Raw genomic sequence first — 14,575 nt, forward strand, 5'->3', positions numbered from 1 at the left:
ATCGATGAACATCATCGCACATGCTGAAAGATTTTTAGGGAAGGCCTCTCAAGGCTGGAACGAAACCGGTTCAGTAGATGGTTTGCAAGTACTATATTTTGAAAATGCACCACTTAAAGATATCAGCACTTACATCACTGTCGGGCTCAGTTTTCATGAGTTGAAAATTAATGAAAAAAAGAATGTCCGGCAGGAGCTGATTTTTGCTGTTTCAAGTTTAACTCCGTCCGAAACGGTGGCCTCGCTTCTGCTCTACGTATGTGAGCTCGTTTTGTCTACCCATGAAGCCATTTTTCGGGGGCAGTTGATAGAGATGCCGATCGAAGCTGCGGAGAAGCTTGGGTTCGATGCGCTGTACTGTACAATACCGGTTTTCCTACATGACCATTTCGCGACTTATCATGGATCGGTTCCGGCAACTGTTTTCGTTTGGATGATTCCTGTCTGCCGGAGCGAAGCCAACTACATTGAGGTGAACGGCTGGAGCGCATTTGAGGATCTATTAGAGGATCAAGACCCTGATCTATTCCTGTTGGAGCGAGATCCAATAGTTTAACGTTCTGCGTTCTGTATGAGCAGCAGTGTTGCGACGTGCTCATCGATGATCAAACGCTCTGGATTACGCTCCGGGTTGCCGTGCGAGCACTATGCGTCAGCCGACCGCAGGGAAGGGCACGATGGAAGCCCGAAGGGGCGAGACGGTCTCCGGCTCGCTTCACGACAGCGTCGCCCGGCGGCGCCGGGCGACGCCCCATCTCAACCTGCCCCTAGAGGACCAGCTGCCAACCCAGCCCTGAAGTACTCGGCCGTTTCGGCATCCGTGCAATACACATAGCACCCCTTCATCCCACGGGTCATGAGCGTGCGGTAGGTGTTCTTAATGATCAGGTCCGTTTCCTGCCGCGCCAGGTCCGGTTGTGTCTTCATGAGCTTCTTGTACCCGCGGATGGAACGGTCCTGCTTGTCGCGCTGGTCGGGCAAGGTCACGACACGGCCGTTACGCACGATCAGGTCCGGCCCGATGATCACGCCGATGTAGTCAACCTCCAAGCCCTGGCAGGTGTGGATGCACCCGACCTGGTCAATGGATTCCTCGGCAATGATCCAGAGGCTACCGTCCTGGCTGAGATTCCACTGCCGGCGGTAATCACTGATCACGATGTCGTCGGCCAGCGGATCCTTCTTACTGCGCCATGGCCAGCAATAGCCGGCCACGACACGCGCCTTGTTCTGGTGGTTGCGTGCCTCGATCGCCGCATGCAGCGCCTCGGGCGTATCGAATACCCGGAAGTCATACTCGCCGGCATCGAGCCGATAATTGGCGGTCGACCGGATGTCGAGCGCGTTGTCGAGCCACGCGAGATAGCCATCCGACCCGCTGCAACGGAACTGGGAGGCCAGGTCGTACTCCTCGACGAGGGCGCCCTTGGCCTCGGCGAACTGCCGGATCCCTTGCTTGCTGCCCACGTCACTGAGGGTGACGCGCTGGTCCTCGTCGATGAAGAAGACCGTGCACTTCGAGGCTCCGATCAGTTCCTTGACCTGGTGCTCGCCGAGGTTGGCATACAAGCCGCTCTTCTCGTTGAGGCGGTGGGCCTCATCGACGATGAGCACGTCGAATACATTGGGCTCGGCATCGACGAAGGCGCCGGACCCGGTGAACATGTGCGAGAACCGTGAGCGGGTAATCGACCCGACGAGCTTCGTCTCGTAGACCTTTCGCGGGGCGGCGTTCTTCGACACGTACTTGCCCACCAACCCCTGCGAGGTGAGCTGCACCAGTAGGTTGATGGCCAGCACCGTCTTGCCGGTACCGGGGCCACCCTCGACGATGACGACCCGGGGCTGATCGGACGAAGCAGCCTTGGCCGCTGCAAGCGCGGCCTCGTAGACCTCCTTCTGGTCGTCGATTAAGACGAACTCAGGGTTGCCCTTCAGCAGGCCCGACAACGAATCGGCGAGCGCCTTGGACGGACGGATCCGGCCGTTGGCCAGCTCGTACAGGACGGCCTTGTCGTCACCGGACTTGATGTATTTCCGGATGAAGGCGCGAAGCTGCTCGAGCTCGTCCTTGCCCTTAAGAAAGAGCGGGGCCTTCTCGATGTAGGGCTGGTAATGTGAGGCGTCGATGACCCCGTCACGTATGTAGTTATGAAGGTACGCGCAAGGCCTGACGGAAATGCTCTGGCCGTATACCGCCTCGTTGAAGCCTTGCAGTAGAGAGGCATAGGACCAGGCCTGGTACGAGGGATGCACCGTTTCCCTCAACCCCTTGCCGAGGGCGGTCACCACGATCGCATCCTTGGCCGTGGCCTTCGCCGTGCTCCATTGCTTGAGCTCGACGAGCACGGCGTTCTTGCCACCCAGCTCGTCATGGCCGGTGAGCGTGAAGTCGATGCGCTTGGAGGACTGCGGGATATGGAGCTCGATGGCGAGTCCCGTGTCAGCCGGCAACGCTTCGTCGCGTAGCACCTTGGCCATGTAGCCGAGCGACCCTTTCCACGACTCGATCTCCGATCGTCCGACCCGCTTGCCGGTGCTGGCGGTAAAGTGGGCGAGGATCACGTCCTCGATGTCGTCGTTGTCGGTGTCCTTGAGGAACTGCTGCTTGGTAGCTTCGTAGACGATCACGCGGTCTTCCTTGGCCGGGTTTTAAAGTTGGTCGTACTTCTTGCTCGTGTTGCGCGCCCTGTCGACGGGGTACTTCTGCCCATTGAGCCGAAGCTTGTGTTGCACGGCCTCGTCCAGGTCCACGCCCAGGACATCGGCCAGCCGCACCAGGTACATCATCACGTCGGCCAGCTCGTCGCGCACCGCCTGGGCTGTTTCGGGGCGCTGCGCCGCGGTGATGGATTGTTCCTCGGTCATCCATTGGAAGATCTCGAGGAGTTCGCCCGTCTCGCCCGCAAGGGCCATGGCCAGGTTCTTTGGCGAGTGGAACTGCGCCCAGTTGCGCGCCTCGGCGAACTGTTCGAGCGCTTCGGCCAGTGGCGCTACATCAACGAGCGAGGAGGGCGGCGAGGCATCGATCGGCACGAGGTTGTCCTTGGTGGCGGCAGGGTTTGCCGATCATACTTGAGCGTAAGGCCGATGTAAGTGCGGCCCGGCCCGCAACCATCGGGCCAGGGCCTGCGAAGCGAGAAAGCTGCAGCTTGAGGGTTCCCGGCGTTACACAACATAAGGACGTGGTCGTTTTTGTCCCAGCTTTCCCAGCTCCGTAGCCCCGCCGCCGTGCAGGCTGCCATCGATGAGTTCGTGCAGCTCGGCCGTACCAAGTTCCTGGCACGCTATGGTTTCGGCAAGTCGAGCGATTCTCGTGCGTGACCTGACTGCGATGTTAAGGAGACTTTATGGCTAGGTTACTCTTACAGCTGACATATGAATGCAACTCTGCTGTACCTCAGAATTTTTGGCTAACGCGCTCACAATTAAAGACGCTTCTAGACATGCTGGAAAAAGACAAGCCAAGCACGCGAAAGATTGACAATTACTATTTTTGTTACGATGGCTACTATCTGGGATTTAACTCATCTAAAGAGAATGCCGGGAAATACGGCTTTAAAGAGTGTCCAGTTGAAATCAAGCAGAAAGTAAAAGGACTCTTGCTAACATAGAGCCTTAGGTCACTGCCCTCAGAACACTTTTTCCACTGCGATCGCTTCTGGAACCGATTGGTCAAAGCTACCAACGTCGCGGCTTCCCAAAGCAGCTTCATAGGTCAAGACGTGCTGGACCGAATCTATCTGGAGCACACCAGCGCGACCCGGCCTATCCGGGTGACGCCTAACCTGTGCGCACGCGCTCCTGCCGTTGCTCTAACTCACATCCTCGGACTCTCCGCGACAACACCCCACCGCGACCTCACGCGCCTACGCATGCCGGGCACTAGCAGTGAAGCTAAATCGCCGAGGCGCGCGTTTCACTGGCCAATGCTTAAGGTGAGCGCGCGAGCTGTGGAGTTTCCGGTTAGGCCAGCGAAGAGCCGCCGATCCCATCTCCGGTAAGGGAAAATGCCACTTTACGGGGCATCGTCCATTTCCCTGTAGCCCTAGCGGTGTCAAGCGCACGCGAGCCTGAACGCTTGTACAACGTCCGTTATCACTTCCCGCAAAAGCCCTGCAACCACCGCGTTCGTCCTGCCGTTGCTTGCTGATGACGAATGATCGAAGCCCGGTAAAGGTACGAGCTTTTCTCGCGCCGCGCGCCCAGTTGCACGGATCGCATACGAAATACAGCGATCCTAATACGAATGGGAATGCGAGATATTGCTATTGTTGACTGCGTTATCTGCCATGGATTGGCCGTCAAGCCCATGGAGCACATGGTTCAAGTGCCCAGGATTCCTCCGCGCGACGAGAGCGATTTGGCGAAAACACCTTTTGGGAGCGGGCAATGGTGACACTTCGCATAAAGCTTCATGCCAGACGTCTTTGACTTCACGCGCTGCTGGCGAGCTTCGGCGCATTGACACATGGGCAGTTCGAGACCTTCGACAACGGCGGCGCCGAATACGACGCGATCAACTGATGGCGGATTGCACCGTCGGACACACGAGTCGTCCTTTTTTTTTCCATAACGCTGGGTATCGAAACCACGACACCATCGGCATTGATGGCGCGACCACGATCAACAGCCTGCTGAGTGAGGTAGGCCTGTGGGTGACGTAGCGCTTATGAGGTCCAAGATGAAATTTCAACACGCCCATCCATTGCAATCCTGCTGGGATCTCGCGCTGGCGTCTGTGCAGGCTGATGCGTTGGCGACTGCGCTGGATAGCGGCCTTTTCGATGTGCTGACCGAACAGGCAGGGGCCGGGAAAATTGCAGAGCAGCTCGAACTTGATCCGAACAGGCTCGAGCCCGTTCTTGAGTTGTTATGGAGCATGGATCTGTTGGAGCGGTTTCAGCTCCATGACAGCACTGGGTCGACGCCACACTATCGTTCCAGCGACAAAGCAAAGCGTTTTTTCGCCAAGCAGTCGTCCGATTACTGCGGTGATGCTTGGGCCTTTCGCCTTCGGTCGCTACGCGACTTTGGCACGCGATTGCCGGAATATCTGCAAGTGCGTGCCATCGAGGAGGCGCCGGTACCGACCGACCAATGCTGGGCCACGCTTGCTCGGACAAAAATCGTGCAGGAGCAATCGGCTGTTACGGTCGAAGCGGCACTCGCGATCGTTGCTCGCCTGCCGGAGCTAAAGGGCATTCGACGTTTCCTGGACCTCGGTTGCGGTCCCGGCATGGTGGCCATTGCGTTGGCACGCGCTCTTCCCGGATGCCATGGCACTGCGTTCGAGTTGCCGCCAACCGCAGCAGTGGCACGGCAGAACGTCGAGATGGCGCAACTCGGCACGCGTCTGTCGGTGCTGGGAGGCGACCTGACCCGTGATGAAATTGGCAGCGGTTATGACCTCATCTGGTGCGCTTCGGTTTTGCACTTCGTGCCGGATCTTGCGCAGACGCTACGTAAGATCCGAGCAGCGCTGGCGCCGGGCGGGGTTTTCGTGAGCATTCATGCTGAAATTCCGCTCACGGCGGCGCAGACAGCCACGGTTCTGGCGTACTACCTGCCGTTGCTGATGCGTGGCCACCATGTCTGGCACCAGGGAGAACTCGCCGAGGCGTTGTTCGCCGCAGGATTCGCTAACGTCGCCACCTTCGAGAGCGACTTGTTTCCATTGGCGCCAGTGCAAGTGCTGGTGTGCCGATGATGTCTTTGGCCCTCGGACTAGCCGATGGAGCCGATCTGGAAAAGCAGGCCGACTCCGCGTTCATTGCCATCATCCGCAGCGAGCAACGTGTGCGCGACGAAACCGTAGGCAGGTCTTTGTGTCGTGTCACCTACGGCATCTGCTACACCACCCGCACAAGCGTCGCCGAGCACGTGGTGTTCCCTTGGGCCAGTTACCGCCTCGCTGGCAACTTGATCCATCAGGCCGGCTTTCACGCTTGGCCGGAACGCCGGAAGCCAACGACATGATCGATTTTTCCCTTCCCAATGAAGTGCAAATGCTGGTTTCGACGGTGAAGCGGTTCGTCGAAAACGAACTCAATCCGCTCGAGGATGAGATCGAAAGAACGAATGCGATCGATCCCAGCGTGGCTGAAGGCCTCAAGCAAAAGGCCCGGGAGCTGGGGCTGTGGGCCATGCATATGCCGCAGGAGGTGGGCGGCGGCGGGCTGAGTGCCGTTGAATTCTGTCTGGTCAATGAGCAGATCGGCCGAACCAAGGATGTGTTGGCAAGGCGGGCATTCGGCCACGTTCCCAGCATCCTTGTTCATTGTACCGGCGAGCAGCGCGAGAAGTACCTGCATGCCGCCATGCGTGGCGATATACATGTGTCGGTTGCCATGAGCGAGCCCGAGGCCGGTTCGGACGCAAACGGCATCAGAACCGCGGTCAAGCGCGACGGTTGCGAGTGGATATTGAACGGCAGCAAACACTTCATCAGCGATGCCGATATCGCGAGCGCTTATATCGTCACTGCACGCAGCGAGGAAGGTATCTCCTGCTTTTTGGTCGACCGCGATACGCCGGGCCTTGAACTCGGGCCGATACAGGAAATGATGGGGCATCGCGGTACCCATCAGCACGGGCTGTTCTTCACCGACTGCCGGATCGCGCCGCAACAATTGCTCGGCGAGCCGGGGCGGGGCATGTCGCTGGTACTTGGCCATCTCAACGTTGCACGGTTGGCCTATGTCGGTGCCAGGGCTGTCGGCATGGCTTCGAAACTACTGGAAATGTCGGTCGATTTCGCGAAGCAGCGCTCGCAGTTCGGTGCCCCGATCGGCAGTTTCCAGATGGTGCAGAAGATGCTGGCGGACATGCAGTGTGAAATCTACGGCGCCAGGATGATGCTTCTCAACGCGGCCTGGGAAATCGATCAAGGGCGGGATGTGCGTGAGAAGGTTTCGATGGTGAAGTTGTTCGCGTCCGAAATGCTGGGCCGCGTCGCGGACAGCGCAGTGCAGATCTTTGGCGGAATGGGCTATTGCACTGAGTTGCCGATCGAGCGCTACTACCGCGATGCGAGGGTCTTCCGGCTTTACGATGGTACCTCGGAAATTCATCGGATCATGATCGCGCGCCGCCTGCTCGAAAGAGGAATTTCGCTGCTTTGAAGCCTCTCAGGCCCTGAGCGTATCGTTCAGTGGCGCGAAATGGTGCCAGCGCTAATACGCACCAGATGCCCTGGGGCGAGGGACGGCGCTGCGTTTGGGGGAAGGCCGACCGCGGTGAGAGGCGAAGACGGCCTGTAGCGCCAGATGCGGTGTGCGTTGGGCAGGCCCCTCGGGACGTCGGCGCGAACCGCAACGAGCACAGCGCGTTACAGGTTAATCAGGTTTTCAAGCAAGAAGAATGTCGCGCAGGCCGACTCAACCAGCTGTTCATCATCTGGGCCGACGTGATAAAGATGCCCAACGAATTGCCCTGTCTCGACAACGTCAGTGACATCAAGCACCGCAGAAATTTGCATATGTGCCTGGCGGTACAACCAATGCTGGCCTGGGATGAGCCGCGACAGATTGAGCATGGCAGTTGCCGAAATCACGTGCGCGGAAAGGTCCTGCGGCGGGCGTTGCAACCCTGATGTTTCTGCAGGCTGACTGGCGCCTCCCCAGCGTTCAGTCCAATACGTGCAAGCCTGCAAAGCCGGATGCCGATAGGCTTCTCCAAACAATCGAACCGCTTCAGCCATGCCCAGCATGGCCCAGGCCTGTCCGCGAGGCCAAGCCCCGGCCGCTTCCTGCTTCGCGCCGTCACCGGCATCTAGAACAGCATTGGTTCGCCAGGCGCCATGCTCGGTTGCGAGGTAGTGAAGGCAGGTCTGTAAATGCTGACGCGCCCGTTTGCGTTCTTTCTGGCCTCCATGACCGTGCAGCAGTGCCAGTGTCGGCGCCAGCGCGTCGACGTTGAGCGCGCGCGTTCCGAGTTCTCCGGCGCCCATGCCGGAACCGGACATCCAGCCACCCAATCCGGGGTTGAAACTTTCAGAGATGGCGAGAGCCGCTTGGTTGGCAAGTTGCTGGGACGCTTGGTCTTTACCGCGCTTCTCATGGCCGATGGCGGTGCCATACCAGAAAACGAAACTGCGATTGATCGATGGCTCACGTAACAATGGGGCAAGTCGCGCCGACCAAGCTTCTGCCACAGCATGGTCGTCTGCACTGCCTGTGTAGGCGGCGCGCCGCCACCAAAGCCCCGCCCAGAACCCACCCAGCCAAGAGCCTCGTGTGGATAACGTCCACAGTCCGTCTGCGCTGCGGCGGAACAACGGGAAACGATCGCCGCATTGCGCGGCAATTTCATCCATTCGCTTGAAGATGGCGCGGATGGCAACTTCATGGAGGTTATTTCCTTGCATGGACTCATTCCCGATGGCGCATGTAGAGCAACAGCAGGCACAGAAGACCGCCTGCGACCAAGATACCGATCAGGCTAAGCCAGGCGGCCGCGAAGCCCTCTGAGTGGGCCAAGAACCACCCGAATGCAGGCGGGCCAACGGCGAAGCCGCCGAAGAATCCAACCGATAGCATCCCCGCCGAAGTGGCTGCGCCGCCAAATCGCCCATCGCGCAACAGCATGCTCATGGCGATGGCATTGCTGGCGGCCACGGTCAGGCCCATTCCCGTCACGCCAAGCCAGAGTGGCCAGTGCTGCTGAGTGTTGGCCTCGCGCATGACCGCCAGCGCCAGGCCTGCAAGTATGAACAGCACGCCGAGCAAAATGGTTTCGTCCTTCAGCTTGTCAGCGATCGGTGTCAGCAGCACGCGGGACAGGATCCCCATGGCGCCAAAGCAACTGACCATGGCTCCGATGGTGCTGACCGATACGCCGATCTGGGCGGCATAGACGCCGAGGAAGGTCATGAACGAGGACAGCGCAAGACCTGCGCAAAGCTGAATGGCCATCAATATCGACAGCCACACATTGGGTCCACGCACGCGCAATGGCAGGCTTGGCGCTGACACCGATTTTGCAGGTACCCAATAGGTCACCAATGCGGCCATGACCAATGCCACGGGCACCCAGGCTGCCAACGCGCCACGCCATCCCCACATCAGCACCAGCGGTGGAAGCGCCACGCCCGCCAACAAGGCGGACGCCTGCACACCCGACTGCTTCAGACCGACGACACCCGCTTTCCGCGCAACGGGTACGCTATGCGCGATGGCCTGATTGGTCGCCGGGTTTGCCAATGACTGGGCCGTCCCGCAAAGCAGTAATGCCGTGACCAATCCACCGAAGCCAGGCAGGACCGCCATTAGCGAAAAGGACAACCCCACCAGCAGGAACATGCATATCAGCCCCGCACGAGTGCCCATGCGTTGGACCAGTGCGCCTGCCCAGGGTGACAGCAGGGCGGCGAGTCCGAAGGTGCTGGCGGTCAGCCAGCCCAGTTGCTGACGGGAAATCCCCAAGTCGGCAACCAGGTGCGGGCCCAGGATGCCGATAGCATAGAAGATCATCATCGGCATGCCCATCGCTATCAACAGAAGCGCGGACAGTCCAGCCAGCGAGGCAGGACGATGGGTTTCAACGTTCATTGCGTCACCCTTATAAGCTGGGAAGGGGAGATCGAATCAACAGCGCATCCCGATGACTGAACTCATGACTCAAAGGTCGAGAGATCCTCGCAGACCTCGCCCAATGCCTTTATGAACCGATCGGCTTCTGCCAGTGATAGAACCAGCGGCGGCTGAATCCGCATGACACGGTTGTTGTTGGCCGTCACGAAGGTCAGGATGCCGTGCTCCTGGGACAACTTGGTCATGATGCGCAGGACGAACATGTCGGCCAGCGTGGACTCCAATTCGCGCATGGCTGCTTCGAGGTGTTCGCGGGCCTTGGCAGGCATCATTCGGTAGGTGGCTGCGGCATTGGCGGGCATCCGGCTGGTCATATCCCGCACGAAGGCTTCAATGCCATTTGAGACATCGTTCTGAAATTCGATGGCGATCATCAGGCCTCGCCCGCGAACCTCCTTGATGAAATAGTGCTTGCGGGCCAGCGCCTCCAGCCCTTGTCGCAGGTGTGCACCAACCAGAGCGGCATTGCCGGGCAGGTCTTCGTGCTCGATCACGTCCAGCGCGGCCATGGCGGCGGCGGCAGCAAAATTCCCGCCGCCAAACGTCGAGGTGTGCAATGCGAATCGGTCGATATTGCCGTAGGCGCGTTGCCAGACTTCTTTCGAGGACAGCGTTGCGCCGATAGGCACCAGACCACCCGACAGGGATTTGGATAGCACGATGATGTCGGGCGAGACGTCTTCCCATTCGCAGGCGAACATCTTGCCGGTACGTCCGAGCCCGGTCTGGATTTCATCGAGAATCCAGAGGCATTCATGCTCGGAGCACAGGTCCCTCACAACTCTGAGATAGCCGTCCGGGGCCATGGTGACACCACCTTCACCCTGGATCGGTTCCATGATGAAGGCTGCGACATCCCCCTTGAGCAACCGGTTTCGCAACGCCGAAACATCGGCGAACGGAATCTCCTCGCAGCGCGGCAGCAACGGTTCGAACGCCTTGCGGTGCTTCTCACGCCCCGTTACGGACAGGGCGCCAAGCGTTTTGCCGTGATAGCCATTGGTGCAGTAGAGCAGCGTGGATTTGTCGCTGGCGGCCAAAGCCAGCTTCAAAGCCGCCTCCACGGCTTCGGTCCCAGAGTTGCTAAGGAACACGCGCTCCAGTCCGGCTGGAGCCAGCTCGGCAAGACGTTTGGCCAGCAGGCTGGCATGCAACGGCGCAGACAGGTACTGCACGAAGGTGGGATGCTGCTGGGTGAGGTATTCCTGCAGCCTGGCTGCTATCTCCGGATGGTTGTGGCCCGTGTTGAGGCAGCCGTATCCCGCTACGAAATCCAGGTAACGGCGACCGTCCAGATCCGTCAGCCAGCAGCCTTGGCCATTGCTGAAGACACGCTCGACATGATTGAACTCATAGAATTCACGCAGAATGGGGTTGATGTGCGTACCGAAGCAGCGCAGCACTTCTGAGCGAAGCTCCTGGGAGCCGGTATTCAGGTCGTGTACGACAGCTGGCGGCCTGGCACCGTGAAATCGTCGCAGTTCATCGAACCGAGCGCCATCCACTGATTCGCCGCCGCTCGCCATGGGGTAAGGCAGAAAGCCATGTCCCTCGGCGATGCGACCGATCTCGAGAACCTTCTCAGCAGGCAGTTCGCGCCCGATGGAGAATGCCTCTGCGCGACCCTGCAGCGCCAGGATCATGGTTTCGGCCAGGCAACCATTGATATTGCGCTTAGGACCCAGGCCCAGCGCCATGGCCCCGAAGTCCACTGCGTCAGTCGCAGAGACCAGGCCGCCATCAATGACCAGAATGTCGTCGCGTTTTTCCCAGCCAGGTTGCATGTCCTTCGGCAACGCTGCATCCACCACGACACTACCGCAAGCCAGCCGCCGAGGATCAATGACCCCACCGGTGGAGGTCGCGGCAACGAACAATCGGACCTGGGCATAGCAATCTTCCAGACCGGCGTGCAGCGTCACTTGTCCGTGAAATTGTGAGGGCAGGTACTCAAGCAACGTGTCGACCTGCTGTTTCCCTCCGCGATGCACCAGTCGCAGCCGACACCCCAATGGCGCCAGCAGGCAAACGATGGCCAGTGCAATCGACCCGGGATACCCGAGCACGGCGACCTCCGCTTTTTCTGGTGGAATTTCCAGCGCGGATAGGACACCCAACAGATTCATATAGGCGGCATACGCAGTCAGCGAGTTACCCGTCGTCACCGGAATTTGCGTGCGATCCAGTGTCTGCAGGCCGCGATTGCCAACAATGGACGTGAAGCCTCCCAGCCCTACGAGTTCTGCCCCCTCGTCCTTTAACGCATTGACGCCTTCGACGACACGCTCCGCAATGCGCCTCGGCTGACTCAACATTTGCTCTGCCGTCAACGGCATGAACTGCAAGATGCCTTCACACTGCGAACCGCTGGCGCTCACGATGCGAGTGAATTCAATGAACGGAACCAGATTGCGACGGCGCCAGCGCTCGCCGTCGTAGCCGTTGGCCTGTTCCTCGAGCATACGACCCGCCATATCGATCAGCTTGACCTGATGCAGCAAGTCCCGGGATGTGGGGTGGGCAATAAAACCGAACTTCATAATGTGTTCACTCTCCATGAGTACGCATGCGGCTCCAGGACCCTTCCGAGATCAGGCTCAAGCCATCGCCCTCCGAGTTGTGTCCAAGCCAGACATCAAAGAAATTGACGCGGCGCGGAGCCATCAAGGCCTCGCCCAACAGCGCCGGGCAGAATTGCCGGATAACGCGACGATGAACCGTCACATCGTCTTCAGCATGCTCGACGGGAGCCTCCTTCCATTCCGTCAATGGCACGTTGACCTGGCTGCAGCCATTGAGCGTGTAGCGTTTGTCCAGATAGGTCTGAATCATGGAAAGCACGCCGTTGCTCAGATAGAAAACGGTGACGTTGCCACCACGCCCTGCGATGCCCCGGATCGAAGAGCCAACCAGGCGCTGCTCCACATTCGGCACTATTGCGCGAGCACCATCACCGATGAATGCCAGCACATTGCGTTCGTTCTTCAAGGCGATATAGGGCAGCGACATCAGACCGTCACCCATCAGGGCGCGACCGTACCAGCCGGAGAAACCGGGATCGGTGCGTGCCACGTTGCGCATTGCCGACAAACCGCAACGACCAACGTCGTAGACGCCGGTATAGCGGTAGCTTCGCGACTCGATCAGATCGACCACCAGTCGTCCCAACTGGTGGAAGAAATAATTCGGGGTCATCGGCATTGTTTCGATCAGGTCGCTTGGCTGAGCGGCCGGCAGCTTGCGCAATTGTTCGATTCTGGCGCGGCGCTGCCGTAGCACCGCGTCGTCAACCTGCAGGCGTGGTTCGAGGTAATTCAGGAAGTCCGCCAACCGAACGTCCAGTCCCAGCAGGGTGAATGGCGACAGGTGCGCCTCATTGCAGTTGACTTGGCCAATGCGGAAGTTGCGCTTGAGCTTGCCTTCCGAATACGGGGTAGACGATTGCTCTACCTTGCCCTTGAGGAAAAAGAGCCAGGGAGCGCCTTCTTCGTTGGTGCTTTGCGCTTCCAGGAATTCATAGACCGCGCGGTTGAATCCATACATGGAAAGCGTTCCCAGATAGTTCGCTACGGACTTGCCGTCGCTGAACCCGGGCACGCTTCCCGGATGAATGATGCTGTCCACCAGGGCGATGCCGGCTTTTTCGGCCAGGCGAAGAATCTGATTCCGCTCGTCCGATGTGAGGCGACCGCAATGCCACAGCATCCGGGCGTTGTCGTGGTTGATGGCGGCCACGGCCTGATCCAGTCGTTCGCGTTGCGCGCAGGAGAGCGTTGCAGCCTTGGAGGAGGGGCGCTGCACCACTGGTTCCGAAATGGTCGCTTGCGACTCCAGCACGTGTTGCGTTGCAAGGACGAAGGTTGGAGCGGGGCGCTCATCAAGGGCCTGGAAGGCATTTGCAAGGCAAGCTGGCATGTCATCGGGGGTACGCATGAACCCATGCCACAAGCCGCGTGCTGCAATGACCGCATGTCCGTCGCTGTCGGCGTCGAGCGTACCCTGGAATGGATACCAGATCGTTTCCGGGGAGTCGGCGCAGACAATGATGCCAGGGGCTGCGGCACGCTTGAGATTCGCCAGAGTCCCGCGCGCTTCGTCGATCATCCCGGAGGTCATGGCGATGACGTAGGCACGGCCATACAACTGCCAGCCAGCCAGCGCGCTTACGGCCAATGAGTGCTCGTTGTTACCGGTCAGGCAGTGGCTGTCCGTTCCCTGCAGCAGAGATTTCATCGAGTCGATGAAACCGGCGACCATGGAGCCCGTGTAGAAGTGGAAGTCCCATTGATCACCCCAGCGTTCAGTCATGAGGTGATGAATCTTTTGTGCCAGCGTCACCTGGCCATCGGCTTTCTGGCGCGCGCGAGCAAGCATGCGGTTGAAATGGGCATGCTCCAGATGATCCAGAATCAGCCGGAGGATATCGGCGCGGCGTTGCCAGGGATTCGAATGCGGCACCCGCACCAGGCGGTTGCCCCCCAGCCGGCACATCCATTTACCCAGCACCCTTTCCTCGCACAGCAGCATTGCAGAGCAGGGCGAGGGCCGGGTCGGCGGTTGTTGCAGCGTAAGCGCAAGGAAGGGGTCGTCATCGACCGGTTCCTCATGGCGCGTATCGAGCAACACGCATTCAAGCGGGGACAACGTCCAATCACCCGCCGACAGCGCCTGGCGGGCGGTTGCCATTGAGTGGAAGCACCGAGAGAACAGGGCGGGCAGCTTGTCCCTGGGTTGTGAGCGCAAGTATCGACAGGCCTGAGCGAAGATCTGGCGGTAGGGAAAGCATTCGTCGTTCGGGTGCAAATCGAAAGGCGTATCGGTATTGCGACTGAGCAAACCGTTTACGCTTTCCACTACCATGTCCAGGTCCAACGCCAGTTTTTCATCCTGGCTGACCAAGAGTATTCCGATATTCCGTCTCTCTTGCTGCATATGCCCGCATCCTCTTTGGCTTGCTGCCATTGCCCGATCCCGCGGATTCC

General features: G+C 59.2%; 12 protein-coding genes. 6 read left to right on the plus strand and 6 right to left on the minus strand.

Annotation, left to right across the window (positions count from 1 at the left end):
• Nucleotides 1-4 precede the first annotated feature (4 nt).
• Complete coding sequence (locus SM130_RS09790) at nucleotides 5-556, plus strand: suppressor of fused domain protein (RefSeq protein WP_256045000.1); 552 nt, start codon at nucleotides 5-7, stop codon at nucleotides 554-556.
• A gap of 200 nt (nucleotides 557-756) precedes the next feature.
• Here SM130_RS09790 and SM130_RS09795 read toward each other — a convergent pair whose 3' ends face one another.
• Both SM130_RS09795 and SM130_RS09800 read right to left on the minus strand, forming a co-directional pair.
• On the minus strand, nucleotides 757-2,631 hold the full coding sequence (locus tag SM130_RS09795) for a DNA/RNA helicase domain-containing protein (RefSeq protein WP_256044999.1): 1,875 nt from the start codon (nucleotides 2,629-2,631) through the stop codon (nucleotides 757-759).
• Between the two features lie 21 nt (nucleotides 2,632-2,652).
• A complete protein-coding gene (locus SM130_RS09800) occupies nucleotides 2,653-3,036 on the minus strand; it encodes a nucleotide pyrophosphohydrolase (protein ID WP_423836603.1) in 384 nt (127 codons plus the stop codon).
• A gap of 159 nt (nucleotides 3,037-3,195) precedes the next feature.
• Between SM130_RS09800 and SM130_RS09805 the strand changes: the two genes are divergently transcribed.
• The 5 genes from SM130_RS09805 to SM130_RS09825 all read left to right on the plus strand — a co-directional run bounded on the left by SM130_RS09805 (nucleotide 3,196) and on the right by SM130_RS09825 (nucleotide 7,124).
• Nucleotides 3,196-3,324: a hypothetical protein gene (locus tag SM130_RS09805; RefSeq protein ID WP_423836607.1), complete on the plus strand. Its 129-nt coding sequence runs from the start codon at nucleotides 3,196-3,198 to the stop codon at nucleotides 3,322-3,324.
• A gap of 26 nt (nucleotides 3,325-3,350) precedes the next feature.
• Nucleotides 3,351-3,614, plus strand: coding sequence for a hypothetical protein (locus SM130_RS09810; protein WP_256044998.1), 264 nt, complete (start codon nucleotides 3,351-3,353; stop codon nucleotides 3,612-3,614).
• Between the two features lie 1,040 nt (nucleotides 3,615-4,654).
• Nucleotides 4,655-5,710, plus strand: coding sequence for a methyltransferase (locus SM130_RS09815; protein ID WP_256044997.1), 1,056 nt, complete (start codon nucleotides 4,655-4,657; stop codon nucleotides 5,708-5,710).
• On the plus strand, nucleotides 5,707-5,979 hold the full coding sequence (locus tag SM130_RS09820; RefSeq protein ID WP_256044996.1) for a hypothetical protein: 273 nt from the start codon (nucleotides 5,707-5,709) through the stop codon (nucleotides 5,977-5,979). The genes SM130_RS09815 and SM130_RS09820 overlap by 4 nt, the downstream gene beginning before the upstream one ends.
• Nucleotides 5,976-7,124: an acyl-CoA dehydrogenase family protein gene (locus tag SM130_RS09825; RefSeq protein ID WP_256044995.1), complete on the plus strand. Its 1,149-nt coding sequence runs from the start codon at nucleotides 5,976-5,978 to the stop codon at nucleotides 7,122-7,124. The genes SM130_RS09820 and SM130_RS09825 overlap by 4 nt, the downstream gene beginning before the upstream one ends.
• Before the next feature lie 206 nt (nucleotides 7,125-7,330).
• Here SM130_RS09825 and SM130_RS09830 read toward each other — a convergent pair whose 3' ends face one another.
• The 4 genes from SM130_RS09830 to SM130_RS09845 form a co-directional block, all read right to left on the minus strand.
• Nucleotides 7,331-8,368, minus strand: coding sequence for a glucuronyl hydrolase (locus SM130_RS09830; protein ID WP_256044994.1), 1,038 nt, complete (start codon nucleotides 8,366-8,368; stop codon nucleotides 7,331-7,333).
• Nucleotides 8,369-8,372: 4 nt separating this feature from the next.
• A complete protein-coding gene (locus SM130_RS09835) occupies nucleotides 8,373-9,551 on the minus strand; it encodes a CynX/NimT family MFS transporter (protein ID WP_256044993.1) in 1,179 nt (392 codons plus the stop codon).
• 62 nt (nucleotides 9,552-9,613) lie between these two features.
• Complete coding sequence (locus tag SM130_RS09840; RefSeq protein ID WP_256044992.1) at nucleotides 9,614-12,133, minus strand: aminotransferase class III-fold pyridoxal phosphate-dependent enzyme; 2,520 nt, start codon at nucleotides 12,131-12,133, stop codon at nucleotides 9,614-9,616.
• 7 nt (nucleotides 12,134-12,140) lie between these two features.
• Nucleotides 12,141-14,525: a thiamine pyrophosphate-binding protein gene (locus SM130_RS09845; protein WP_256044991.1), complete on the minus strand. Its 2,385-nt coding sequence runs from the start codon at nucleotides 14,523-14,525 to the stop codon at nucleotides 12,141-12,143.
• Between the last annotated feature and the right edge of the window lie 50 nt (nucleotides 14,526-14,575).

It is taken from the genome of Stutzerimonas stutzeri, from assembly GCF_038561965.1.
Classification (GTDB): Bacteria; Pseudomonadota; Gammaproteobacteria; order Pseudomonadales; family Pseudomonadaceae; genus Stutzerimonas; species Stutzerimonas stutzeri_AA.